We start from the raw sequence: 25158 nt of genomic DNA on the forward strand, positions 1-25158 counted from the left end.
CGGACGTACCAGAGGTGCGAAGTCTCAGGATGCGGCCACCGCTCGCGCCGATTCGACCGGCCTTCGCCGATCTTCGCCAGCCGGTGCCGGAAGGCTCCCTGGATTCGCGCTCCACGACCGCGCCCGCTCGCCGCAGCCATCGCCGCCCCCTTGCTCACTCGACCTGCATGCCGTCGCCCACAGCCATGCATGATCGCGCGCAGACTGGTAGAAAGGGGCGGAGGCGCGCGTCCGTCGGGCGCGCGGCGCAGCACCACCGCAGCCTGGGGAGCAGGCCATGGACAACCGCAGCCTAGCCACGACCGCACGCACGCTGATCGCCAGCGTCTTCAGCGTCATGGGCCTGTACCGCCTGCTCACCGCCTGGGGAGGTGCGGCAACGCCGGTCGCGACCCTGGTCTTCAGCGCGGTCGAACTGGTCCTGGGCCTGCTGATCGCCAGCGGCTGGAAACTGCGCTGGACCGCCGGCCTGGCCGCGCTGCTGATGGCCGTGGACGCGCTGATGTCGCACCCGTTCTGGAGCCTGGCCGGCGCCGAACGCGGCGCCCAGTTGCTGCACTTCATGAAGAACGTCGGCCTGATCGGCGGCCTGTTCTTGCTGATGGCCCACGCCGGCCATCCGCCGCGACGCTGAGCGGGGCCGCGCACCATGAGCGACGCCTCCGCACGCAGCCTGCTGCGCACCCGCAACGCGCACGAGCACGGCCGGGTGACTATGGTCGAGCTGTTCTTCGACCTGGTGTTCGTATTCGCCGTCACCCAGATTTCGCACACCCTGCTCGAACACCTGACACTGGCCGACGCGCTGCGGACGGTGCTGCTGTTCGTGGCCGTGTGGTGGGTCTGGATCTACACCTCCTGGTGCACCAACTGGCTGGACCCGGAAACCGCGCCGGTGCGGCTGCTGCTGTTCGCGCTGATGCTGGGAGGGCTGTTGCTGTCGAGTTCGCTGCCGCAGGCGTTCGGCGAGCGCGGACTGCTGTTCGCCGCGGCCTACGCGGCGATGCAGGTCGGGCGCACGCTGTTCATGCTGTACGCACTGCACGGCGTGCACGCCGCATGGTTCCGAAGCTTCCTGCGCATCGCGGTGTGGCTGCTGGTCTCGGGCCTGCTCTGGATCGCCGGCGGCCTGGCCGAAGGCGAGGCGCGCGTCGCCTGGTGGGCGGGCGCTTTGTCGATCGAGTTCGTCGGGCCGATCGCGTACTTCTGGGTGCCGGGCCTGGGCCGCTCGACCATCGGCGATTGGAACGTTGATGGCGGCCACCTGGCCGAACGCTGCGCGCTGTTCGTGATCATCGCCCTGGGCGAGTCGATCCTGGTCACCGGCGCGACCTTTGCCGGGCTACCGTTGGACGCCAGCCATACTTCTGCGTTCGTGTTCGCCTTCGTCGGCAGCGTGGCGATGTGGTGGATCTATTTCGACAGCGGCGCCGAGCGCGCGAGCCGGCGCATCGTCCATGCCGCCGATCCTGGCCGGCAGGCGCGCATGGGCTATACCTACCTGCATCTGCTGATCGTGGCCGGCGTCATCGTCTGCGCGGTCGCCGACGAAATCGTGCTGGTGCATCCGGGCCATGCCGACAACGCCGGCATCGCCGCGATCCTGGGCGGGCCGGCGCTGTACCTGCTCGGCAACGCGCTGTTCAAGTGGACGACGAACGACCGCCGGACTCCGCCTTTGTCGCATCTGGCGGGTTTGATCCTGCTGCTGGCTTTGTCGTTGACGGCGCGCTCTCTGCATCTGTCGGCGCTGGCGCTGGGCGGCGCCACCACCGCGATCCTGGTACTGGTGGCGACGTGGGAGCGCCTGGCGCTGTCGCGCGAGGCGCAGGCGGCGCATTGAACGAACGACAGCGTCGCCGACAGGAGCCCGAGACCGCGCGACACCACGGCGTAGAAGCGCTCACACCTCCAGGGTCATGCCCGGCCGCGCCAGCGCCGCTTTGATGCCATAACGCTCGCCGATCTCCCCGGCCAGCGCCTCGCGTGCCTTGTCTTCGCTGTGCACCAGGGCCAGCGGCGGATGCCCGGCGATCGCACCGTACCAATCCATCAGCCCGCGTTGATCGGTATGCGCGGACAAGCCGCCGACGGTATGGCGCTGCGCGTTGACGCGCACGTCGCGGCCATGGATACGCGCCCACTGCGCGCCGTCGACCATGCGACGCCCCAGCGTGCCTTCGGCCTGATAGCCCACGAACACCACCCGCGTCTTCGGGTTGTCGAGGCGATGGCGGAAGTGGTGCAGGATGCGGCCGGCGTTGGCCATGCCGGAGCCGGCGATCACGATCGCGCCGCGCTCGATGCGGTTGATCGCGATCGAATCCTCGCTGGACTCGGTCAGCTGCAGGTTCGGCAACCGGAACGGATTGGGTTTGTCGCGCCAGACCTGCTGCGCGTCCTCGTCGAACAGACCGGCATGCCGGTCGTAGACGGCGACGACTTTGGCCGCCATCGGGCTGTCGAGAAAGATCTTCCAGCGCGCCATCTGCCATTCGTCCCAGTGCTTGGCGAACCAGTACAGCAGCTCCTGGCTGCGCCCGACCGCGAACGCGGGGATCAGCACGTTGCCGCCGTCGTTCCAGGCCTGATCGAGGATGCGGCCGAGTTCGCGAATGGTCTCGGCGCGGTCGCGGTGCAGGCGATCGCCGTAGGTCGATTCCATCAGCACCAGGTCGGCGCTGTCGATGCCGGCGGGATCGCGCAGGATCGGCGTGCCCTTGGGGCCGAGGTCGCCGGAGAACACCAGCTTGCGGCCGTCGGCCCAGACTTCGACCGCGGCCGAGCCGAGGATATGACCGGCATCGCGGAACGCGATCTCGACGCCGGGCAGGATCTCGCTGCGTTGGTCGTAAGGCAGCGGCCGCACCAGCGCCATCGCGGCTTCGACATCGGTCTGGGTGTACAGCGGCAGCGCTTCGGGTTCGTCGCGGCCACGCCGGCGATTGCTGCGCTCGGCCTCGCTTTCGGCAATATGGGCCGAGTCCAGCAGCATGATCCGCATCAGTTCGGCGGTCGCGGTCTGGGCGTGGATCGCGCCACGGAAACCGCGACGCACCAGCAGCGGGACCCGGCCGATATGATCGATGTGGGCATGACTGATCACCAGCGCGTCGAGCGCGGCCGCATCGAACGGGAACGGATCGGCGTTGCGGCGCTCGCCCTCGGGGCTGCCCTGGATCATGCCGCAGTCCAGCAGCACGCGCCGGCCGGCGGCCTCGACTTCGTGCAGGGAGCCGGTGACTTCGCCGGCGGCGCCGTGGAAATGAACTCGCATCTCAGCACCGCATATCGGGGACTGTGGTCACCTTGGCCGAAGACTCGGCGGCCCACAAGAGGAAGGCCCGCTCGCGCGGGCCTCCCGGATACGGCATACGAACTGCGTCACGATCAGCGGCCAGGCACGCGGCAGCAGGTGCGCGAGGCGCGCAGGCTGGCCGTGCCGGCGGAGTTGTTCTGCGCCGAGCAGGTGCCGCCGGAGAAGAAGACGAACGGCATCTGCCAGGTCGAGGACTCGCAGTTGGTCGCGGTCTGGGTGTAGCCGGCGGCGCAGGCCGGTGCCACGGCATTGGCGGTGGCGCCGGCGGCGACGTTGACCGTGGTATCGGCGGTATCCACGCAGTTCAGGGCGGTGGCAGCCGGGTTGATGAAGTAGCCGACGATGTCGCCGACCAGATGCGTCTGGGCGAACGTATACACCGACAGTTCGTTGGCCGACGCGCCCTGATCGAGCGCGACGGTGGCGAGATTTCCGCGGATGTCGCCACCAGCGTAGTTCACCGTCGCCGCGAGCGGCTGGGTGGTGCCGAACGGGAAAGCGGTGATGTAGCCGGCGGCCGCGGGCGTGACGGTGGTGAAGTTGATGACCGCCGCGGCGAACGAGCCGGCTGCGCCGACGCCGTTGCAGTTGCTGGCGGCGCCGCCCTGGAAGCTGTAGTCGGACACCGCCGTCACGTCGAAGCTGCGCACCGTGTTGGCCGCGATCGCACCGCCGGCCAGGCGGGTGTCGAACAAACGGCAGGGCGAGATCGGCACGAACACCAGATCGGTGGCGGCGTCGCCCAGGCTGTTCGGCGAGATGTCGGCGCCGGCCTTGCTCGCCGCCGGAGCGCCCAGCAGCGCGTCGGTCATGGCGTCGAAGTTCGACGCGTCCGCTGCGCTCTGCAGCGCGCTCAGCGGCGCCTTGGCGAAGGTCGGGCCCATCTGCTGGGCCCAAGTGCCGATGTCGGCGCGATAGGCTTCCTGCACGTACGGCCCCCACTTCTTGACGACCTGATAGACGAGTTCGCCGCGGGCGCCACGACCGGCGGCATCCGCAGGCTGCGACAGCAAAGGCGCAAGCGCGAATAGACCGGCGGCCAGAATCAACTTGTTCATGGTGTATCCCCTCTTGGCTCGATTCGCGGGTCGGGTCCCCCTTGGACCCGATCGCCGACACTCCAAAGGGACGAGAACCAAAACGAAAACAGGACACACACCTCAAAATCGCAGTGACGGAATACGCATAACGGCCTCCATCCTTCTCCGCGTTTCCAAGGGGACCGCGCATGCAAACGCTTGCAGCCGCCGCGGCCTGAGGGAAAACACCCAACCGGTGCCGCGACTGCGCCTCAGCAATGCGAAAGGCCCGCACGAAGCGGGCCTTTTTATGAGGGTTACGCAAAAGCGCGCCGCTACCGGTCAGCGTCCGGGCAGACGACAGCACTCGGCGTAGACGGTCACCTGCATGGCGGTCGGGCTTTCGTTGGCGAAGACGCATTGGTGCAGCGTGCCGTTGGGATAGGACGCGACCACGCGGCCAGCCGTGCCCGCTGCCTGGCAATAACCGCCCGTCTTGGTGTAGCCGGCCGGGCAGCTCGGCGAAGTACCGGTGAACGAAGCGCTTCCGTTCATGGTGCTCACGTTCGACACCGTCGTGCATTGCAATGCGGTCGGAGTCGGCGCGATGAAATAACCCACGATGTCGCCCACCAGATGCGTCTGCGCGTACGAATACACGCTCATGTCGCTGGCCGCGGCGCTTGTATCCAGCGCGACCACGGCCAGGTTGTTGACGATGTCGCCGCCGGCGTAGTTCGCGCTCGCCGCCAGCGGACGCGCGCCCTGGTACGGAAAGGCGGTGATGTAGCCGGCCATGCTGGGCGTGATCACGGTGAAATTGATCATCGCCGCACCGATCGCTCCGGCGGTCCCGACGCCGTTGCAGTTGCCCGCGCTGCCGCCCTGGAAGCTGTAGTCGGTCACCGCCGCCACGTCGAAATCGCGCGTGCCGTTGGCCGGGATGACACCGCCGGCCAGGCGCGTGTCGAGGATGCGGCAGGGCGCGATCGGCACGAAGGTGAGATCGGCGGTCAGATTGCCGATCGCGCTCGGCGTGATCTGGCCCGCCGCCGTCGCGCGCGCGCCGGCCCGGCCCAGCAACGCATCGTTCATGGCGTCGAAATCGCGCGCGTCGGCCGCGCGCTGCAGGGCGTCCATCGGCGATTTGGCGAAAATCGGGCCCATCTGCCGGGCCCAGTCGCCGATGTCGGCGCGGTAGGCCTCCTGCACGTGCGAGCCCCACTTGCGCACGATCTGGTAGACCAGCTGGCCGCGCGGCGAATGGCTCGCTGCGTCGGCGCCGCGTACGAGGGTCGGAACGAGCAGCAAGGGTGCGGCCACGGCGAGCGCGGCGGCCGCGAGTATCGTCTTATTCACTTGATCTCCCTGTGGCGCGACGCGCGGCGCGGGCATCCTGCCCCGTCCCGGCGCCGCGTGGTTGGTCGGCGTCCGCCGCAGAGTATGCCCTGCGTCCAGGCCAGGGCTGTGCCGGGTTTGCCGGTCCGCGCGCCGGCTCCCGCCGCAGCCCCGACCCGGCCGCCTCGCGCGCAACGTACCGGCGTCCGCACACCCCGCCATGACCTTCGACACCCCCTCGCCGGGCCGAAGGGGTCTATTGTCCTGCCACGCCCCGCACGGGGCGGCAACGATGCCCTACTCCCAAACGCCGCTAGGCCGGAGCCCGCTGTGACCCTGAAGAAACCCCAAATCCTGCTGCTGACCCTCGCCATCACCACGGCGATGGTCGCCTGCACCAAGAAAGACGACGCCGCCCCGGCCGCGGACGCCGCCAAGCCTGCCGCCTCCGCCGACGCCACCGCGCTGAAGATCGACGACAGCAAGCTGCCGGGCGTGAACCGCTTCCAGGTCAGCGACCTCGACACCAGCAAGGACGCCTGCACCGACTTCGGCGGCTACGTCAACGGCAAGTGGCTGGCCGCGAACAACATCCCGGGCGACCGCACCTCCTGGGGCGCGTTCGAAATGCTCGACGAGCGCTCCACCGCGGTGCAGAAGCAGCTCGCCGAGAAGGCCGCCGAACTGCCCGACGCCACCGGCGTGGACAAGATCGTCGGCGATTTCTATGCCAGCGGCATGGACGCGACCAAGATCAACGCCCAGGGCATCAACCCGATCAAGGCCGACCTCGACGCGATCGCCAAGCTCGAGAACAAGGACCAGATCGCCGACTACCTGCGCACCAGCGCCGCCAAGGGCCAGAACGTGCTGTTCGGCTTCGGCGCCGAGGCCGACTTCAAGGATTCCAAGAACAACATCGCCTACGCCTCGCAGGGCGGCCTGGGCCTGCCGGACCCGACCTACTACACCTCGGCGGAGAAGAAGGACAAGCTGGCCGCGTACGAGAAGCACGTCGCCAACGTCCTCCAGCTCAGCGGCGTGGCCGCCGCCGACGCCGCCAAGCAGGCCAAGGACGTGGTCGCGTTCGAAACCCGCCTGGCCAAGGTCTCCAAGACCAGCGAGCAGCTTTCGCGCGATGCCGAGCTGTACTACAACCCGGTCAGCCCCGCCGACGCCGACAAGCTGGCGCCGAACTTCCCCTGGACCAAGTTCATCGAGTCGCAGGGCGTGGCGGTGCCGAAAATGTTCTCGCTGGCGATGCCGGACTTCCACAAGGAAGTCAGCAAGATGCTGGCCGACGTGCCGGCCGCGCAGTGGCAGAGCTACCTGCGCTTCCACACCGTCGATAGCGCCTCGCCCTATCTGTCGGACGACTTCGTCAAGGAAAACTTCGACTTCTACCGCAAGACCCTGCGCGGCCAGACCGAGCTCAAGGAGCGCAGCAAGCGCGTGCTCGACACCATCGAGGAGCAGGCCGGCGAAGCCCTGGGCCAGATGTACGTCAAGGTCGCGTTCTCGCCCGAATCGAAGACGCGCATGGAAGCCCTGGTCAAGAACCTCAGCGAGGCCCTCAAGGCGCGCATCGAGAAGCTGGACTGGATGAGCCCGGAGACCAAGAAGAAGGCGATGGAGAAGTGGGCTGCCTTCACGCCCAAGATCGGCTACCCCGACAAGTGGCGCGACTGGGCCGGCCTGCAGACCAACCGCGACAGCTACTACGGCAACCTGATGGCCGCCACCGAGTTCAACTACAAGTGGAACCTGGGCAAGATCGGCAAGCCGGTCGACCGCACCGAGTGGGGCATGCCGCCGCAGATGGTCAACGCCTACTACAACCCGCTGCAGAACGAGATCGTGTTCCCGGCCGCGATCCTGCAGCCGCCGTTCTTCGATCCCAACGCCGACGACGCCACCAACTACGGCGGCATCGGTGCGGTGATCGGCCATGAGATGACCCACGGCTACGACGACCAGGGCAGCCGCTTCGGCGCGACCGGCAACTTCGAGAACTGGTGGCAGCCGGCCGACGCCAAGGGCTTCGGCGGCCGCACCGACAAGCTGATCGCCCAGTTCAACGGCTACGAGGCGGCTCCGGGCGCCAAGGTCAACGGCAAGCTGACCCTGGGCGAGAACATCGCCGACCTGGGCGGCCTGGCCACGGCCTACGACGCGATGGTCAAGGCCACCGCCGGCCAGCCCGATCCGAAGACCGACGGCCTGACCCGCGACCAGCGCTTCTTCCTCAACTGGGGCACCGTGTGGCGCCGCAACTTCAAGCCCGAAGAGCTGAAGGTGCGCTTGGCCACCGATCCGCACGCGCCGGCCAACTTCCGCGCGATCGGCGCGCCGTCGAACCTGCCGGCCTTCGCCGCTGCGTTCTCGTGCAAGCCGGGCCAGCCGATGGTGCGCGAAGGCGACAAGCAGGTCGTGATCTGGTGAGTCACCGCGCCGCGCGCGCGTTCCGCCACCGTGAGCGGAACGCGCGAACTACGCGGCGCACTTAATCCCCGCCCTCGTCGGCAGGCGCGAAGGCCCGGGTTTCCCGGGCCTTCGCTTTTCCGGCCACCGGACCGCCCCGCCTTGGGGTAGGAGCGGCGTAAGCCGCGACCGCGACCTTCGACCGCCGACGCAAGCCGCAGGCCCCTCGACGATGGACCGCCCAGCCTCGTGTCGCCGTCGGCCCTCCGATGCAGCGCGGCCCTCCCCGGCCACTTTCCGCAACCGCCAAACCCGTTCATAGGCAAGCGACGGGCGCTTGTTAAACTGCCCCGATCACCAGGACGGAATCCGCGATGACGACCCTACGCCCGCTTACCTGCGCCCTCGCCCTCAGCCTGATCGCCGGCCTGGCCCTGCCCACCGCCGATGCCGCCAAGAAGAAGCGGGCGCCCGCCAAGCCCAAGGCCGCCGCCGTCGCCACCGCCTGCACCGATTTCTACGCCAACGCCAACGCCGACTGGCTGCGCGGCAATGCCCTGCCGTCCGGGGTCGCCTCGGTCTCGGCCTTGGAACAACTTGACGCGCGCACCCGCCAACAGACCCTGGACCTGCTCAACGGCGCCATGACCGCACCGCAGGGCAACGTGCAGAAGCTGCTCGGCGATTTCTGGGCCAGCGGCCTGGACGAGGCCGCGGTCGAGCGCGACGGCGCCCAGCCGATCGCCCCGCTGCTGTCGCGCATCGCCGCGATCAAGAAGGCCAAGGACATCCCGGCCTCGATCGCCGCGCTGCACCAGGTCGGCATCCCAGTGGTCTTCAACTTCGCCGCCGACGTCGACCTGCAGGACCTCAACCGCCACATCGGCTACTTCGGCCAGGGCGGCCTGGGCCTGCCCGACCCGGCCTACTACACCCGCAACGACGCCGAGACCCGTCAGCTGCTGGGTTACTACAACAACTACGTGCAGAAGATCCTGGCCCTGACCGGCACGCCGCAGGCTCAGTTGGCGGCCGAGTCGCAGCTGGTGATCGATCTGGAAACCCGGATCGCGCGCGCCTCGCAGTCGCTGCCGGAGCTGCGCCAGCTGCGCAACCACTACGCCCCGGTGCAGGTTTCGGCACTGGCCAAGCAGTACAAGCGCCTGCAGCTGGGCGACTTCCTAAAGGCCCAGGGCGTCAGCGACGACAGCGTCTCGATCGGCAACGCCAAGCTGTTCGCCGAACTCGACAACCTGGTCGGCACGCTCAAGCCCGAGCAGTGGAAGGTTTACCTGCGCTGGCGCGTCGGCGATTCGATGGCGCCCTACCTGGCCAAGCCCTACCGCGACGCCCAATACGATTTCCACGGCCGCATCCTGCGCGGCATGACCGCGCCGCTGCCGCGCCAGCAGGCCGTGCTCGACGCCATGAACCTCGCCGCCGGCCCGATGATCGGCCGCGAATACGCCGCCAAGTACCTGCCCGCCGGCACCGACAAGCGCGCCGAGGAAATCGCCTCGCAAGTGCTGGCGACCCTGGGCAAGGCGATCGACGCCGATACCCGCTTCAGCGATTCGGCCAAGGCCGAGGCGCGCGCCAAGCTGGCCAAGCTCAAGATCGAAGTCGGCACCCCGCACCGCGATCTGGACTATTCGGTGCAGCCGATGGGCCGCGGCAGCTTCGGCAGCAACATGTTGATCGCCTCGACCTGGCGCCACCGCGAAGAGATGAAGCGCATCGGCCGCGGCAACGCCGATCGCCGCTGGGACGTGCTGCCGCAGGACCCGGCCCTGGCCTACGACATCGCCCAGAACCGCCTGATCGTCACCGCCGCCGTGCTGCAGGCGCCGGTGCTGGACATGAGCAAGGACGCGGCCGCGCAATACGGCTCGTTCGGCGCCCTGGTCGGGCACGAACTCAGCCACGGCTTCGACAGCCGCGGCCGCCTGGTCAACGCCAAGCAGGAAGTGCGCGACTGGTGGACCCCGACCGAAACTGCGGCCTGGGAAGCGCTGGGCAATCGCGTCGCCGCGCAGTACGGCGCCTACGAATACCCGGGCCTGAAGGGCGTGAAGGTCAACGGCCAGCAGACCCGCGACGAGAACATCGCCGACATCGCCGGCATCGAGCTGGCCTGGAAGACCTTCCGCGCCGAAGTCCCGACCCCGGCCAAGGACGCCGACCAGTCCTTCTACCGTGCCTGGGCCGGACTGTGGGCGCAGCAGGCCAGCACCGAGGCCTACACCCAGCGCGCCGCGACCAGCGTGCACGCACCGGGCCAGTGGCGCACCAACGGCCCGCTGGTCAGCCAGCCCAGCTTCGGCGAGGCGTACGCCTGCAAGGCCGGCCAGCCGATGCAGGCCAAGCCGGAACAGCGGATCACGATCTTCCCCTGATCGACGCGGCGACGAAGCAACGAAAAACGGCGCGGATTCCGCGCCGTTTTTCTTTTGCGAGTATCGCGGCCGCTGGACTAGCGCACGATCCGCGGCCGCGGCGGCTTCGGCCGCCCGAACGGCGGCTGCCCGCGCCAGTAGCGGATCAGCAGCCAGCCGAACAGCATGCCGCCCAGGTGGGCGAAATGGGCCACGCCCGGCTGCGTGCCGGTCACGCCCAGCAGCAGTTCGACCGCGCCGTAGATGATCACCAGCGTGCGCGCCTTCATCGGGATCGGCGGGATCAACAGCATCACGCGCTGGTTCGGGAACATCAGCCCGTAGGCCAGCAACAGACCGAAGATGCCGCCGGACGCGCCCAGGGTCGGATACGCGCCGCCGCCCTGGGTCATGGTCCAGTAACCGACCGCGAGCTGGCACAAGGCCGCGCCGATCACGCATACCAAGTAATACGTCAGATAACGGCGCTGGCCCCACACGTGCTCGACCTGGGCGCCGAACATCAGCAGGGTCAGCATGTTGAACAACAGGTGCATGACGTTGCCATGCAGGAAGGCGTAGCTCAGCACCTGCCAGGGCATGAAGCCGTAGCCGGCGTAGGGGTCGCTCTCCGCGCCTGGCGGCCAGAGCATGAAAGGGGCGAAAACGGCGTCGCCGAGGGCGAATTGCAACAGAAACACCAGGCCGTTGGCGATCAACAGGGCCTTGGTGACGGGCGGCAGGTTGGAGAACATCGGTACTCCCGGGGGATGCGGCTATGGTAGCCGTTGCGTGCGCGCATCGTCTTGAACGCAGCGCGCACGGCCGGGCCGGACCTCAGTCCGGCGGCCCCCAGATTTGCGAATCCAGCGTCGCGGCGGCGCGAACGCCGATCACCCGCCCGCCTTCCACGCGCAGGCCCTCGGCGCGCAGGCGCTGGCATTGCTCGCGATAGCCCTTGGAGCCTTCCGGCAGCGCGATCCGGCCGTCGGAGCGCAGCACGCGGTGCCAGGGCAGCTTGCGGTCCTCGTTCTGGCTGAGCAGGCGCGCGACCAGACGCGCCCGCCCGGGCAGGCCGGCACGGCGCGCGACTTCGCCATAGCCGGCGACCTCACCCTTGGGAATGGCGCGGATCGCGGCGAGGATGCGTTGGGCGGCGACCTCAGAGTCCATGAGGGTTAGCATAGCGAGGTCGCACGTACAAAGAAGCCCGCAGGGAGCAGACCATGAAATTCGAACAAATCCGCAAGCACCTCACCCAGTCCGGCTTCCACCTCACCCTGCACGACGAAGGGGTGCTGTGCATCGAGCTGTCCTTGGAACAGGGCACGCGCCACCAGGCGATCTTCCTGTCCGAGCTGGAGGACGACGACCAGCGTCCGTTTCTGCGCGTGAGCACCGCGATCGCGCCGACCACCGGCCTGGACGCGCGCCGCGCCCTGATCTTCAACTGGCAGAGCCACGTCGGCTACCTCGCCATCGGCGACCTCGACGGCGTGCCTTACCTGCAGCTGTGCGAGAACCGCCCGCTGGAAGGCCTGGCCGCGTCCGAGATCGACCGCCTGGTGCTGGAGATCGGCGGCTTGGGCGATCGCATGGAGCGGATGCTGTCGGCGGATGGGGATCTGCTCTAAGCCGCGCGGGAAACCGTAGGGTGCGGTGTAACCGCAGCCTGCGATCCTGACGGGGTTCGCAGTCGCGACTCGCGCGCTCCTACCCCAAAGCGAAAAGCCCGCAGCGATGCGGGCTTTTCGCTGTCCGACGATGCGCCGGACTCAGGTCCAGCCCAGTGCCCGCATCGCCTCGAACAGGCCGTAGGCGATGCCGCCCGCGGCCGGGATGGTCAGGATCCAGGCCCAGATCATCTTCTCGACCACGGTCCACTTGATCGCGTTGAAGCGCTTGGCCGTTCCCACGCCCATGATCGCAGCGGAGATGTTGTGGGTGGTCGACACCGGGATGCCCAGCGACGAGGCCAGGGTGATCACCGTCGCGGCGCTGGCCTCGGCGGCGAAGCCGTGGATCGGGTGCAGCTTGACCAGCTTGTGGCCCAGGGTCTTGATGATGCGCCAGCCGCCGGCGGCGGTGCCCGCGGCCATGATCACGGCGCAGGTCAGCTTGATCCACAGGTCGATGTCGTTGTTGGCGAGCGCGTTCGGCGAGGGATGCAGGAACGCCAGCCATGCCGGCAGGTCGTTGAGGGTGCCGTCGGCCTGTGCCGCGACCAGGGTCAGGGCGATGATGCCCATGGTCTTCTGGGCGTCGTTGGAGCCGTGCGCGAAACCCATGTAGGCCGCGCTGGCCAGCTGCGCCTTGCCGAAGAAACCATTGACCCAGCGCGGACGCGCCAGGCGCCGCAGCACGCCGCCGCTGCGGGCCATGAAGGAAATGATCCCGAACAGCACGCCCATCAGCGCGAAGCCGGCGGTGAAGCCCAGCACCGGCGAGCTGATCATCGGCACGATCACCTTCCACAACACGCCGGCGCTCTTGTACCAGGGGTCGGCGGGCTGCGACCAGACCACCGCATGCGGGTCGTTCATGGCCGCTGCGACCGCGGCGCCGCACAGGCCGCCGATCAACGCGTGCGAAGACGAAGACGGCAGGCCCAGCGCCCAGGTGATCAGGTTCCAGACGATGCCGCCGAGCAGCGCGCACAGGATCAGCTGCGAGCTGACGTCGACCATGCCGGCATCGATGATGCCCGAGGCGACGGTCTTGGCCACCGCCGTACCCCAGAGTGCGCCGACCAGGTTCATGGAGGCCGCCAGGCCCACCGCCTGCGCCGGCGACAGTACCTTGGTCGCGACCACGGTCGCGATCGAATTGGCGGTGTCGTGGAAGCCGTTGATGTACTCGAAGATCAGCGCCACGAGCACTACGACCAGGACGAGCGTCAGCATCGCGCGCGCCTCAGGAGTTCTTCAGCACGATCTGGTAGGCGACCACGCCGGCCTCGCGGCAGCGGTCGATCGCCTTTTCCAGGATCTCGAAGAACTCCTTCAGCAGGAACATCTGCAGGTTGTCGAGCTGGCCGGAATAGATGTCGCGGTACAGCTCCAGCATCAGTCGGTCGGCCTCGTTCTCGAGCGAGCGCAGCTGATCGTTGAGCGCCTTCATCGGCTCCAGCTTGAGCTGGCGCAGCTGATGGACCATCTTCACGACCACGGCGGCGGCCTGCTCCAGCATCGCCGCGCGCGGCGCGAAGTCGATGTGCTCGAGGTGGCGGGTGGCCAGCGAATAGCGGTCGGCGAACTTCTCGACCTGCTTGGGGATCTTGTACAGGGCCGTCCCCAGCGCCTCGATGTCCTCGCGCTCGATCGGGGTGATGAAGCTGTCGACCAGCTCCTGGCTGATCTTGTCCGAAGCCTCGCGCTCGCGCTGGCGGGCGAGCTTGAACGCGTCCAGCGCCGGCTGCCGATCGGCCTCCTTGAGCATGGCGTGCAGCGCCTTGGTGCTGTCGTGCGCCGCGACCGCGGCTTCTTCGAGCAGCGTGTAGAACTGGTTGCCTTGGCCGAAGATCGTTTGCAGGGAGAACATGCGTGGAAAGCCTCTAGATGCCGGCCGCGACCGGCCCGGGATGGGTCTGCGGGCGCGATTATGACCGTTTGATGGCAGCTGCGCCCGTCTTTCCCACCGGCCGCGCCCACAAAACCGGCCCCGGACCCGGTTCCGAACCGCCCGCCTCCCACCCTCAACGGCCGCTCACGCGGCCGCCGTCGCCGCGCCTGTTAAGATCGACGCTGCGCATCCCCCGCTCACCCCTATTCCATGGACGACGACCCAACATCGCCCGCCCGCGCTTCCGCGGCCCCCCCGACCGGCCCGCGGTATTCCGCCTACGCCCCTGGCGCACCCGCCACTGACCCGACGAAGGAGCGGCCCACATGCTGGAGCTGCTGATCGTCGCTGCCCTGATCGTGCTCAACGCCTTCTTCGCTGTGTCGGAGATGTCGTTGATGACCTCGCGCAAGCTGCGCTTGAAGCAGATGGCGGAGACCAGCAGAGGTGCCCGCCTGGCCCTGGCGCTGGCCGAGCACCCGGACAACCTGCTGTCGACCGTGCAGATCGGCATCACCGGCATCAGCGTGGCGACCGGCTACTTCGGCGGCGAGTCGATCGGCCTGATCATCACCGGCTGGCTCGGTCATCTGCTGACCGGCGATTTCTCCCAGTACGCCCGCCCGATCGGCATCAGTACGGCGATGGCGCTGATCACCGCCGCCCAGGTGATCTTCGGCGAGCTGATCCCCAAGCGCCTGGCCCTGACCAACCCCGAACGCATCGCCAGCGCGGTCGCGCTGCCGCTGTACGGCCTGTCGCGCATCGCCCGGCCGGTGGTGAGGGCGCTGGGCGCGATCAACCGCCTGGTCCTGCGCATCCTGGGCATCAAGGACGACGCCCGCAGCGAGATCAGCGAAGAAGAGATCCGTCTGCTGGTGACCGAAAGCCACGAGCAGGGCGTGATCGACGCCGACGAACGCAAGATGATGAACCGCGTGCTCAGCCTCGGCGACCGCACCGCGGAAAGCCTGATGACGCCGCGCACCCGCATCGCCTGGCTGGATGCGAACTCCAGCTTCGCCGAGAACCTGGCGGTCATGCGCGAGAACGCCTACTCGCGCTATCCCGTCTACCGCGACAACGACAGCGACGTGCTCGGCGTGCTCGAGGTGAAATCGCTGCTCGACCGCCTCGACCAGACCGCGCCGGATCTGTTCCCGGAACTGCGCCCGCCGCTGTTCGTGTCCGAGTCCACCCACGCCCTGAAGCTGCTGGAGATCTTCCGCGAGGAACAGCAGTCGCTGGCGCTGGTGGTCGACGAATACGGCGACGTCGCCGGCCTGGTCACGGTTAACGACCTGATGGGCGCGGTGATCGGCCGCATCCAGACCAACGAAACCGCCGACGACGCCGCACCGGTGGTCCAGCGCGCCGACGGCTCGTACCTGCTCGACGGTTCGCTGGCCTTGGAAGACCTGCGCGAGCTGGTAGGCGGCGGCCGTCTGCCGGACGAGGACCAGCACGACTTCCACACCGCCGCCGGCATGGTGATCGCGCACTTCGGCCGCATTCCGCACGTGGGCGAGCATTTCGACTGGAGCGTGTGGCGCATCGAGGTCGTCGATCTGGACGGTCCGCGCATCGACAAACTGCTGCTGCAGCGCATCGTCGCGCCGCGCGAGGAAGCCCAGGAACCGATGGCCGATGACGCCTCAGGCTGATCGCGACAAACCGCAGGAGGCCGGCACCCGCGCCATGCTCGATGGCTTCGCCGCCGGCGACCCGGACGAAGTGCTGCGCCTGGGCGACGTGCTGGCCGGCCTGAGCGAACGCTCGTTCGGCATGCTGCTGTTCGTGTCGACGATCGCGGCCTTCATTCCGATCCCCGGCGTCGGCGGTGCGGTCAGCGGCCCGCTGGTGGTCCTGATCGGTCTGCAATTGCTGATCGGCTTGCGCAAGCCCTGGCTGCCCGGCTTCCTGGCCCGGCGCGGCCCGCACCGGCACGCCATGGCCCGCTTCCGCAACCTGCTCTCGCCCTGGCTGGCGCGGCTGGAACGCGTGGTGCGCCCGCGCGCCACCGGCCTGCTCGACCACCCGGCCGCGAGCGCGTTCACCGGCCTGCTGCTGGTGCTGCTGGGCGTGCTGCTGTCGCTGCCGATCCCGTTCACCAATTTCCTGTTCGGCGCGCTGCTGTTGCTGTTCGCGCTGGCATTGCTGGAGCGCGACGGCCGCCTGATGGCGGTGGCCTGGGCGCTCGGCGCGATCGCGGTGGCGGTGTTCGGCGTGCTCTCGGGCAGTCTGGCGACGATGATCGGCGGCTGGATCGATCGCCTCATGTGAGCTCGCGCGATGGCGCGGGCGCTCAACATGCATCGACGCTTTAGATTTGGGGTAGGAGCGGCGTAAGCCGCGACCGCGAATCCGGGGGCGCCAGGCGGATTCAATCGCCGCCACCGCAGTTGCGGGTCGCGGCTTACGCCGCTCCTACCCAAAAGCAGAGCCAGCGCGCCGGCTCAACCCAACAGCGTCAGGAATTCCTCGGCGCCGACCGGGTGGCCAAGCCAATAGCCCTGGGCCAGGTCGCAACCGCGCTCGCGCAGCACCGCGTACTGGCCTTCCTTCTCCACGCCCTCGGCGACCACGGTGATGCCCAGCGAATGCGCCATCGCGATGATCGCGGTGGTCAGGGCCAGGTCGTCCGGGTCGCGCAGTACATCGGCGATGAAGCTGCGATCGATCTTGACCCCGTCCACCGGCACCCGGCGCAGATGGCTGAGGCCGGAGAAGCCGGTGCCGAAATCGTCCAGCCACACCTTCACGCCGGTCGAGCGCAGGCGCGCCAACAGACTGCTGGCGTGGATCTCGTCGCCGATCACCGCGGTCTCGGTGAGTTCCAGGTGCAGGCGCTGCGCCGGCAGGCCGGTTTCGTGCAGGCAGGCCGCGACCACGTTGGGCAGGTCGCCGCTGCGCAGCTGGCGCGGCGAGACGTTGACCGAGACGAACAGCGGTTCCGCGCCCGGGCGCAGGTGCTGCCAGCGCACCGCGTCCTGGCAGGCCGCGCGCAACACCTGCGGGCCCAGGGTTTCGATCAGGCCGCTCTGCTCGGCCACGTCGATGAACACCGACGGCGCCACCAGGCCTTGTTCGGGATGCTTCCAGCGCAGCAGCGCCTCGGCGCCGACCATGGCGCCGTCGCCCAGGCGGTACACCGGCTGATAGACCAGGCTGAGCTCGCCGCGATCCCAAGCGCCGCGCAGTTCGTGCTCCAGGTGCACGCGGCGCTCCACCGCCTGGTCCATCGCGCGGCTGTAGAAGCGATAGCAGTTCTTGCCCGCGACCTTGGCCTGGTACATGGCGATGTCGCCGTTCTTCATCAGCGAGGTGGCGCCGGAGGCGTCCTCGGGGAACAGGGTCACGCCGATCGAGGTGCCGAGGAAGACCTGGCGGTCGTGGACCACGATAGGCTGGCCGAGCTCGGCCACCAGCACGTCGGCCAGATGGCTGGCGCGTGCGCGCACCCCGCCGTCCAGGCCCTCGCCGTCCTGCACCAGGATCACGAACTCGTCGCCGCCGAAGCGGGCCAGCAGCGCGCCCTCGCCGCCCAGGCGGCTGACCGTCTCCTGGATGCGGTTGGCGAACTGCAGCAGCACATCGTCGCCGGCATCGTGGCCGAGGGTGTCGTTGACGCGCTTGAAATCGTCGATGTCGGCGAACAGCAGTCCCAGCTGGCGACCGGCGCCGCGCAGTTGCAGCAGGCGCTGGTCCAGGGTTTCGCGGAACGCGAGCCGGTTGGCCAGGCCGGTCAGCGCGTCGGTATAGGCCATGCGCCGGATATCGCGGTCGTGGCGCGCCAGGCTTTGGCTCATGCGTCCGAACGCGCGCATCAGGTCGCCGACCTCGTCGTGACGGTTGCTGGCCGGCGTGCTGGTGTCGAAGTGGCCGGCCTCGATCTCCATCGACGCATCGGCGAGCTGGCGGATCGGCCGCACCAGGAAGCGCTGAATCAGATAGACCATCAGCGCGCCCAGCGCCAGCAGGCCGGCCGCCAGCAGGCCGATCCAGATCATGTGCCGCTGCGCGAGCGCGTCGAGCCGGCCGCGCAGGCTGCTCACGGCCCGATCCTGGAATTTGTGCACGATCTTGAGGTCGTAGCCCACGCGCACGCCGCCCAGGCGCTCTTCGCCGATCATGATCGGCGCCGACACGTCCATCACCGTGTCGCTGGTCTGGGTATGCAGCTTGCGCGCGGCGATCACCTCGAACGCCATCGGATCGTCCATGCGCTTGCCGTAGCTGGGGATCTCCTCGCTGCCGTCGTGGACGATGTTGCCTTCGTTGTCGTAGACCAGGACGTAGCTGATGCCGGGGTTGCGCAGGGTCGCGCGGCTGAGCACGCCGACCGCGTCCAGATCGAAGTAGTACAGCGGATTGGCCAGCGATTCGGCCAGCTGCGCGACCATGCCCTCGCTGTGGCGCTTGAGGCTGTCGGCGACCATGCCGCTCATGGCCTGGCGGCTGACTCCGACCACTTCGCGCTGCATCTGCTCCTGGCGGTTGAGCAGCAGCGCGATCAGGGCCAGCACCACCAGCGCGGCCGCGACCATCATGGCCAGGAACTTGGCCTGCAGGCCGAAATGCAGCTTCATTCGACCTCCGCCCGGACCTGGGCGACGCCGTTGCCGATGCGCTGCAGCGCTTTGGCCGACGCCGGATCGATCGGCATGAAGCGGGTGGTCTTGAAGAAGCGCAGCAGCGCCTCGCCGGCGTCCGGATCCCCGGCCGCGTCCAGCAGCACTTCGCGCAGGCGCGCCTCGACCCGCGGGTCCAGATCGCCGCGCACCACTTCGACCGCGCGCGGATAATCGCCGGTGCGGCCGATCTCGATCAGGTCGCGCCGGAACGCGGGCGGCATCCGGCGCGGGTTGTTCCAGTCCAGGTTGCTCATGACCCCGACATCGACCAGACGCTTGTGCACCCAGGTCGAGATGTTGAGTTCCGAACGCGCGAACAGATAACCGACTTCGCCGCGTTCGATGCGGTCGGTCGGCGACAGCAGGATTTCCGGGCTCAGGCCGCGCTCAAGCAGTTCGGCCACCGGCACGAAGTAGGCGCTGGTCGAGGACGGCCGCTGGAACGCGACGCTGTGGCCGCGCAGGTCGTCGAGCGAACGCAGGCCGCTGTCGCGGCGGGCGAAGAACACGCTGTGATAGTGACTGGTGCCGTCGCGCTCGGTCAGCAGCAGCGGCTCGGCGTCGGCGCGCTGTTTGAGCAGCATCGCGGTGCCGGCGGTCTCGGTGACCCAGTCGACCCGGCCGCGGCGCAGGTAGCTGGCCATCTGCTGCGAGTCCTTGGCCATCAGGATCCGGCCTTCGCGGATGCCGACATCGGCCATGCGCGGGACCACGTAGTCCAGCAGCGGCTTGAGCTGCTCGTAATGGGCCTTGGGGTCGTCGCTGATCCGGCCCAGCACCAGCACCCCGCCGCGGGCGTTGTCGGCCGATCGCGCGGGAACCGGCACCGACAGTCCCATGGCCGCCAACGCGAGCCCAAGCAGGACAGCGATGCAACGCGCGCTAGCGATCAAGAAAGTGACTCGTGGGGACTGCCCGCCGCAGCGTAATCGAAACCAGCCCTGGCCGATACCACCGAAATCCGTACCGCGCCGGCCCGGGCCCGTTCGCCGCTCAACGGCGCTGGCCGGCGAGCATCGCCATGCGCTCGGCGTCGGCGAGGATGCCGCGCAGCAGCCGCACCTCGCGCTCGTCGAGCTCGGCGCGCAGGAACAGCCGGCGCAGCTTGCGCAGCGCCGATTCCGGGGCGCGGCCCTTGTGGAAGTCGATCGCGTCCAGGGTCTCGCCGAGCTGGGCGAAAAAGCCCTCCAGCTGCGCGTGCGAGGCCGGCGGGTCGGCGCGCCCGGCCGCAGGCACCGCCGGCGCGGCCGCCAGCGCCGCCATGCGCAGTTCGTAGGCCAGCACCTGCACCGCCGCGGCCAGGTTCAGCGAGCTGTAGCCGGGGTCGGCCGGGATGTGCACCGCGGCGTGGCACAGCTGCAGTTCCTCGTTGTCCAGGCCGGTGCGTTCGCGCCCGAACACCAGCGCGACCTGGGCCCCGCCGACCGCCTCGCCCAGCATCCGCCCGGCGGCTTCGCGCGGGTCGAGCTGGTCCAGGGCGACCCGGCGGCTGCGCGCGGTGCAGCCCAGCACCAGCCGGCAGTCGGCCAGGGCCTCGGCCAGGGTCGCGTGCACGGTCGCCGCGGCGAGCACGTCGTCGGCGCCGGCGGCCAGGGCCAGGGATTCGTGGTTGGGCGCCTTTTCGGGCGCGACCAGGGCCAGCCGGGACAGGCCCATGGTCTTCATCGCGCGGGCCGCGGAGCCGATATTGCCGGGGTGCTGGGTGCCCACCAGCACGATACGCAGCTGCGACAACGCGATTAGGGGAGAGTTGGGATCGATCGCCATGCGCAATGGTAAACTCCCCGCCCCGGCCATAGCGCCGGTTCGTTCTTTCAGCCCGCCAGCCCGTCCCCCACCTCCGTTCCCGAGGCCGTTCGCCATGCAGAAACCCGCCGTCACCCTCATGGTCAAGGCCGCTCGCGCCGCCGGCAATGTGTTGCTCCGCCACATGTACCGGCTGGACGCCCTGAACGTGGTCGAGAAGGACCGGATGGACTATGCCAGCGAAGTCGACGGCCTGGCCGAGGCCGAGATCATCAAGGAATTCCGCCGTTCCACCCCCGACTACGCGATCCTCGGCGAGGAAAACGGCTCGATCGGCAGCGGCCGTTTCACCTGGGTCATCGACCCCCTGGACGGCACCAGCAACTACCTGCGCGGCATTCCGCACTACTGCGTCTCGATCGCCCTGGTCGAGAACGGCGAGCCGATCCACGGCGTGATCTTCGACCCGCTGCGCAACGAGCTGTTCACCGCCAGCCGCGGCAGCGGCACCCAGCTCAACGAGAAGCGCGTGCGCGTGGCCGAGCGCAAGGACCTGAACGGCGCGATGGTCATTACCGGCTTCCCGCCGCGCGAGCGCCCGCGCGCCAGCGCCCACCTCAAGTGCGTGGACTCGCTGCTGACCGAGGCCGAGGACATCCGCCGCACCGGTTCGGCCGCGCTGGACCTGGCCTACGTCGCCTGCGGCCGCGCCGACGCCTATTTCGAAGCCGGCGTGAAGCCCTGGGACATCGCTGCGGGCGCGCTGATGGTGCGCGAGGCCGGCGGCAAGGTCGTCGACTTCCGCGGTCGCGGCACCGGCCCCATGGACGCCCGCGGCACCATCGGCCGGCAATTGGTCGCCGGCAACCTCAAGGTCTGCGACGCGTTGCAGAACCGCATCGTCAACACCGGCTACGCGGCCGCGTTCGACTGAGGCGGAGCGCCCCGGCTGCACACGAGAGGCCGCGCGATTGCGCGGCCTTTTCGTTTGAGGGCAAGCAGGTGCGCCGACGCTTTCTGTGGGAGCGGCGTGAGCCGCGATCGGTAGCCGACGCGCGCCACCGTCGCGTCGCCGTAACCGGAGCCCATCGCGGCTTACGCCGCTCCCACAGTAGGTACCGGCGCGCCCACGCTTGCACTGCCTTGGGGTAGGAGCGGCGTGAGCCGCGATTGCGAGCTCCGGCCGCTATGCAGGTTCGATCATCGTTGCGGCTCCGGGTCGCGGCTCACGCCGCTCCTACCCCAAGGCCGCAAACGAAAAGGCCGCGCAATCGCGCGGCCTTTTCGTTGCCCGAGCCGAGGCCCGGGCGGATGCCTCGGCGCTTACGGACGGCGCGCGAGCGCCGCCTCGTCCTTGGCCTTGGGCATCAGGTCCTGCTTGGTGACCTTGAGCCAACCCATGGTCAGCAGCGGGCAGGCGACGAAGATCGACGACAAGGTACCGATCACGATACCCAGCATCTGCGCGATCGCCATGCCTTCCAGCGAACCGCCGCCATACAGGTACAGGGCCAGCACGGTCAGGAAGGCCACGAACGAGGTGATCACCGTACGCGACAGGGTCTGGTTGATCGACTTGTTGAGGATGGTCTCCGGATCGGCGCGCATGGTGCGGAAGTTCTCGCGCACGCGGTCGAACACCACGATGGTGTCGTTGATCGAGTAGCCCATCACCGACAGTACGCCGGCCAGCACGGTCAGGTCGAATTCCAGGCCGAACAGGGCGAACCAGCCCGCCACCACGACCACGTCGTGCAGGGTGGTCAGCACCGCGGCGACCGCGAACTTCTTCTCGAACCGGAACGAGATGTAGATCAGGAAGCCGACCACCACGAACAGCAGCGCCCAGACGCCGTTGGCGGCGAGGTCGCGGCCGACCTGCGGACCGACGTAGCCGCCGCCTTCGACGCGGCCCGGGTTGTCGGGCGTGGACGCCGCGGCCTGGACCTCGCTGATGGTGTTGCTCGAATCCTTCTCGCCGCCGGTCTTGGGCTGCAGGCGGATCAGCAGCTCGTTGCCGGTGCCAAAGGTCTGGACCTGGGCATTGCCGTAGCCGGCGGTCTCCAGGCGCTCGCGGATGCCGTCGACGTCGACCGGCTTCTTGAAGCTCATCTCGACGCTGGTGCCGCCGGTGAAGTCGAGCGCGAAGTTGAAGCCTTTGACCGCGATCGCGCCGATCGCGACGAATATCATCAGCGCCGCGACCGCCAGCGACACCCAGCGCAGGCGCAGGAAGTTGATGTTGCTGCCGTAAGGGAACACGTTGAAGGGTTTCATGTCGCGTGCTCCGTCAGATCGCGATCGATTTCAGCTTGCGACGACCGCCGTAGATCAGCGTCGCGATACCGCGCGACACAGACACCGCCGTGTAGGCGGAAGTGGCGATGCCGAGCATCAGGGTGATACCGAAACCGCGCAGCGGACCGGTGCCGAACACCGCCATCGCCAGACCGGCGAGGAAGGCGGTGACGTTGGCGTCGATGATGGTGCCCGAGGCGTGCTCGTAACCGCTGACGATCGCGGCCTGCGGCGGCAGGCCCGCGCGCAACTCCTCTCTTATTCGTTCGTTGATCAGCACGTTGGCGTCGACCGACATACCCACCGTCAGGGCGATACCGGCCAGGCCCGGCAGGGTCATGGTGGCGCCGAACAGCGACATCAGCGCGATCACCATCAGCAGGTTGATCAGCAGCGCCAGACAGGTGATGACGCCGAACATGCGGTAATAGATCAGGAAGAAGATCAGGGCGAAGGCGAACGAGAAGCTGACCGCCTTCAAGCCGCGCTGGACGTTCTCGGCGCCCAGGCTGGGGCCGACGATGCGCTGCTCGATGAAGTCCATCGGTGCGGCCAGCGAACCGGCGCGCAGCAGCAGGGCCAGGTCGGAGGCTTCCTGCGAGCTGTCCAGGCCGGTGGTGTTGAATTCCTTGCTGAAGACGCCGTTGATGGTCGCGACGTTGATCACTTCCTCGTTGATCTTGGTCGTGCGCACTTCCTTGCCGTCGACCATGCGCACCTCGGGGATGCGCTCGATGTAGACCACCGCCATCGGCTTGCCGACGTGCTCGGTGGTGTAGTCGAACATGCGCGCGCCGCCGACGCCGTTGAGGCGGATCGACACCGAGGCGGTGCCGGTCTGCTGGTCGAAGCCCGCGGTCGCGCCGACCAGCTGGTCGCCGGAAGCGATCACGCGCTTGTTGAGCAGGATCGGCAGCGGCTTGCCGTCCGGACCGGTTTCGCGGCGGTAGTAGATGCGCGCTTCCGGCGGCACGTTGCCGCTGCGCAGCGCTTCCTGGGCGTCGCCCTCGACCACGCCGCGGTATTCCAGGGTCGCGGTGGCGCCGAGGATGCGCTTGGCCTGGGCGGTGTCCTGCACGCCCGGCAGCTGGACCACGATGCGGTCGCTGCCCTGGCGCTGGATGATCGGCTCGGCCACGCCGAGCGCGTTGACGCGGTTGCGCAGGGTGCCGACGTTCTGTTCGACCGCCTCGGCCTGCATGCGCTTGAGCTCGGCCTCGGGCACCTGGATGCTGACCGTGTTGCCGCTCACGTCCTGGATCAGCAGCGGCTGGCTCTTGGCGACGATCTGGCGCGCCTTCTCGGCGTCGGCAGGGTTGCCCAGGGTGGCGACGATGCTGTTGTTGGCGCGACGCTCGACCGACTCGTAGCGCACGTGGCCGTCGCGCAAGCTGACCCGCACGTCTTCGGCGGTCGCGTCCAGGCGCTTGTCCAGCGCGGCCTTCTGATCGACCTGCATCAGGAAGTGCACGCCGCCCTGCAAGTCCAGGCCCAGCAGCATCGGCTTGGCCTTGAGCATGCTCAGCCAGTCCGGCACGGTCGAGGCCAGGTTCAGCGCCACCACGTAGTCGCTGCCGAGCGGATCGCGCAGCGCGTCGGAGGCCTGGATCTGGTGCTCGTTGTCGGTCAGGCGCACCAGCAGGTTGCCTTCCTTCTCGATCGCGACCGACTTGGTCGGCACCTTGGCCTTGACCAGGGTATCGATGACGCGCTTGCGCAGCGCCTCGTCGACGGCCGCGCCGCGGGCCGAGGTGATCTGCACCGACGGATCCTGCGGGAACACGTTAGGCAACGCATACAGCGCGCTGAGCAGCAAGACTACGAGGATGGCCAGATATTTCCAGCGCGAGTAAGTCAGCATCGATTGCCCCTGCGGCGGCCACCCCGGCCGCCGTGCTTCAAAAAGTCGTGGCGTCGGCTCAGGCCGACTTCAAGGTGCCCTTGGGCAACACGTTGGCGATCGCGCCCTTCTGCACGCGGATGCGCACGTTGTCGGCGATTTCGACCGTGATGAAGCTCTCGCCGATGTCGGACACGGTGCCGGCGATGCCGCCGTTGGTCAGCACCTCGTCGCCCTTGGCGAGCTTCTCGAGCATGCCGCGGTGTTCCTTGGCGCGCTTCATCTGCGGACGGATCATCAGGAAGTACATGACCGCGATCAGGATGACGGGCATCAGCAGGCCGCCGAGGCCGCCGCCGAACAGACCGCCGCCGGCCGCGGGCGCGGCGGCCTGGGCGTAGGCGGGAGCGATCAGGAAGTCGAGCAGGTTCATTGAAGAAAGTCCTGGAACGAAAATAGCCGGGGATTATGCCATGGCTGGCCACGGGCCACGGCCGGGCCCGAAATGGGCCTGCGCGCACGCTTTGCATGGACGGGCGGATGGCCCGGACAGCGGCCGCCCCCCCCCTGCGGACGCGGCCCCGGCCCCGTTCACCGGGTGGGGCCG

General features: G+C 68.4%; 21 protein-coding genes. 8 read left to right on the forward strand and 13 right to left on the reverse strand.

What is annotated here, in order from left to right:
• Positions 1 to 277: 277 nt before the first annotated feature.
• Both ASE10_RS02120 and ASE10_RS02125 read left to right on the forward strand, forming a co-directional pair.
• Positions 278 to 634 (forward strand): DoxX family protein, encoded by a 357-nt coding sequence (locus ASE10_RS02120; protein ID WP_056305227.1) that lies wholly within the window; start codon positions 278 to 280, stop codon positions 632 to 634.
• 15 nt (positions 635 to 649) lie between these two features.
• Positions 650 to 1843 (forward strand): low temperature requirement protein A, encoded by a 1194-nt coding sequence (locus tag ASE10_RS02125; RefSeq protein WP_055902594.1) that lies wholly within the window; start codon positions 650 to 652, stop codon positions 1841 to 1843.
• 60 nt (positions 1844 to 1903) lie between these two features.
• Here the strand turns inward: ASE10_RS02125 and ASE10_RS02130 are convergent, their stop codons facing one another.
• From ASE10_RS02130 to ASE10_RS02140, 3 genes are all read right to left on the reverse strand, one after another.
• Positions 1904 to 3277, reverse strand: a complete 1374-nt coding sequence (locus ASE10_RS02130; RefSeq protein WP_055902597.1) for an MBL fold metallo-hydrolase — start codon at positions 3275 to 3277, stop codon at positions 1904 to 1906.
• Between the two features lie 113 nt (positions 3278 to 3390).
• Entirely contained in the window at positions 3391 to 4377 is a 987-nt protein-coding gene (locus tag ASE10_RS02135) for a hypothetical protein (RefSeq protein ID WP_055902599.1), read from the reverse strand.
• Positions 4378 to 4680: 303 nt separating this feature from the next.
• On the reverse strand, positions 4681 to 5697 hold the full coding sequence (locus tag ASE10_RS02140) for a hypothetical protein (RefSeq protein ID WP_055902602.1): 1017 nt from the start codon (positions 5695 to 5697) through the stop codon (positions 4681 to 4683).
• Between the two features lie 363 nt (positions 5698 to 6060).
• Here ASE10_RS02140 and ASE10_RS02145 point away from each other — a divergent pair, with 363 nt between their 5' ends.
• Positions 6061 to 8118 (forward strand): M13-type metalloendopeptidase, encoded by a 2058-nt coding sequence (locus ASE10_RS02145; RefSeq protein WP_082559705.1) that lies wholly within the window; start codon positions 6061 to 6063, stop codon positions 8116 to 8118.
• 353 nt (positions 8119 to 8471) lie between these two features.
• The gene (locus tag ASE10_RS02150; protein ID WP_056305225.1) at positions 8472 to 10493 is read left to right on the forward strand and encodes a M13 family metallopeptidase; all 2022 of its coding nucleotides are present in this window, start codon (positions 8472 to 8474) and stop codon (positions 10491 to 10493) included.
• A gap of 77 nt (positions 10494 to 10570) precedes the next feature.
• On the opposite strand, the gene ASE10_RS02155 is transcribed toward ASE10_RS02150, so the two are convergent.
• Together ASE10_RS02155 and ASE10_RS02160 are read right to left on the reverse strand one after the other, a co-directional pair.
• A complete protein-coding gene (locus tag ASE10_RS02155; protein ID WP_055902608.1) occupies positions 10571 to 11227 on the reverse strand; it encodes a rhomboid family intramembrane serine protease in 657 nt (218 codons plus the stop codon).
• Positions 11228 to 11309: 82 nt separating this feature from the next.
• Positions 11310 to 11645, reverse strand: a complete 336-nt coding sequence (locus ASE10_RS02160; protein WP_327037114.1) for an MGMT family protein — start codon at positions 11643 to 11645, stop codon at positions 11310 to 11312.
• A 53-nt stretch (positions 11646 to 11698) separates the two neighbouring features.
• Here ASE10_RS02160 and ASE10_RS02165 point away from each other — a divergent pair, with 53 nt between their 5' ends.
• The gene (locus ASE10_RS02165; RefSeq protein WP_055902613.1) at positions 11699 to 12106 is read left to right on the forward strand and encodes a hypothetical protein; all 408 of its coding nucleotides are present in this window, start codon (positions 11699 to 11701) and stop codon (positions 12104 to 12106) included.
• Between the two features lie 141 nt (positions 12107 to 12247).
• Here ASE10_RS02165 and ASE10_RS02170 read toward each other — a convergent pair whose 3' ends face one another.
• Both ASE10_RS02170 and ASE10_RS02175 read right to left on the reverse strand, forming a co-directional pair.
• Complete coding sequence (locus ASE10_RS02170) at positions 12248 to 13375, reverse strand: inorganic phosphate transporter (RefSeq protein WP_055902620.1); 1128 nt, start codon at positions 13373 to 13375, stop codon at positions 12248 to 12250.
• Positions 13376 to 13385: 10 nt separating this feature from the next.
• Entirely contained in the window at positions 13386 to 14012 is a 627-nt protein-coding gene (locus ASE10_RS02175) for a DUF47 family protein (protein WP_055902623.1), read from the reverse strand.
• 347 nt (positions 14013 to 14359) lie between these two features.
• Between ASE10_RS02175 and ASE10_RS02180 the strand changes: the two genes are divergently transcribed.
• Together ASE10_RS02180 and ASE10_RS02185 are read left to right on the forward strand one after the other, a co-directional pair.
• Positions 14360 to 15697: a hemolysin family protein gene (locus ASE10_RS02180; protein WP_055902624.1), complete on the forward strand. Its 1338-nt coding sequence runs from the start codon at positions 14360 to 14362 to the stop codon at positions 15695 to 15697.
• Positions 15681 to 16316: an exopolysaccharide biosynthesis protein gene (locus ASE10_RS02185; RefSeq protein WP_055902627.1), complete on the forward strand. Its 636-nt coding sequence runs from the start codon at positions 15681 to 15683 to the stop codon at positions 16314 to 16316. The genes ASE10_RS02180 and ASE10_RS02185 overlap by 17 nt, the downstream gene beginning before the upstream one ends.
• Positions 16317 to 16489: 173 nt before the next feature.
• Here the strand turns inward: ASE10_RS02185 and ASE10_RS02190 are convergent, their stop codons facing one another.
• From ASE10_RS02190 to ASE10_RS02200, 3 genes are all read right to left on the reverse strand, one after another.
• Positions 16490 to 18622 (reverse strand): EAL domain-containing protein, encoded by a 2133-nt coding sequence (locus ASE10_RS02190; protein ID WP_055902631.1) that lies wholly within the window; start codon positions 18620 to 18622, stop codon positions 16490 to 16492.
• Positions 18619 to 19506 (reverse strand): phosphate/phosphite/phosphonate ABC transporter substrate-binding protein, encoded by an 888-nt coding sequence (locus ASE10_RS02195; RefSeq protein WP_055902633.1) that lies wholly within the window; start codon positions 19504 to 19506, stop codon positions 18619 to 18621. The genes ASE10_RS02190 and ASE10_RS02195 overlap by 4 nt, the downstream gene beginning before the upstream one ends.
• Positions 19507 to 19660: 154 nt before the next feature.
• A complete protein-coding gene (locus tag ASE10_RS02200; RefSeq protein WP_056305290.1) occupies positions 19661 to 20407 on the reverse strand; it encodes an RNA methyltransferase in 747 nt (248 codons plus the stop codon).
• Between the two features lie 121 nt (positions 20408 to 20528).
• Here ASE10_RS02200 and ASE10_RS02205 point away from each other — a divergent pair, with 121 nt between their 5' ends.
• On the forward strand, positions 20529 to 21347 hold the full coding sequence (locus ASE10_RS02205) for an inositol monophosphatase family protein (RefSeq protein ID WP_055902636.1): 819 nt from the start codon (positions 20529 to 20531) through the stop codon (positions 21345 to 21347).
• Positions 21348 to 21736: 389 nt separating this feature from the next.
• Here the strand turns inward: ASE10_RS02205 and secF are convergent, their stop codons facing one another.
• From secF to yajC, 3 genes are read right to left on the reverse strand one after another with little or no spacing between them, the layout of a single operon-like run.
• Positions 21737 to 22690 (reverse strand): protein translocase subunit SecF, encoded by a 954-nt coding sequence (gene secF / locus ASE10_RS02210; protein ID WP_056305223.1) that lies wholly within the window; start codon positions 22688 to 22690, stop codon positions 21737 to 21739.
• Positions 22691 to 22703: 13 nt separating this feature from the next.
• Positions 22704 to 24572, reverse strand: a complete 1869-nt coding sequence (secD, locus tag ASE10_RS02215) for a protein translocase subunit SecD (RefSeq protein ID WP_055902642.1) — start codon at positions 24570 to 24572, stop codon at positions 22704 to 22706.
• Positions 24573 to 24630: 58 nt separating this feature from the next.
• Positions 24631 to 24984, reverse strand: coding sequence for a preprotein translocase subunit YajC (gene yajC / locus ASE10_RS02220; protein ID WP_055902644.1), 354 nt, complete (start codon positions 24982 to 24984; stop codon positions 24631 to 24633).
• Between the last annotated feature and the right edge of the window lie 174 nt (positions 24985 to 25158).

The organism is Lysobacter sp. Root76 (genome assembly GCF_001428685.1).
GTDB lineage: Bacteria > Pseudomonadota > Gammaproteobacteria > Xanthomonadales > Xanthomonadaceae > Lysobacter.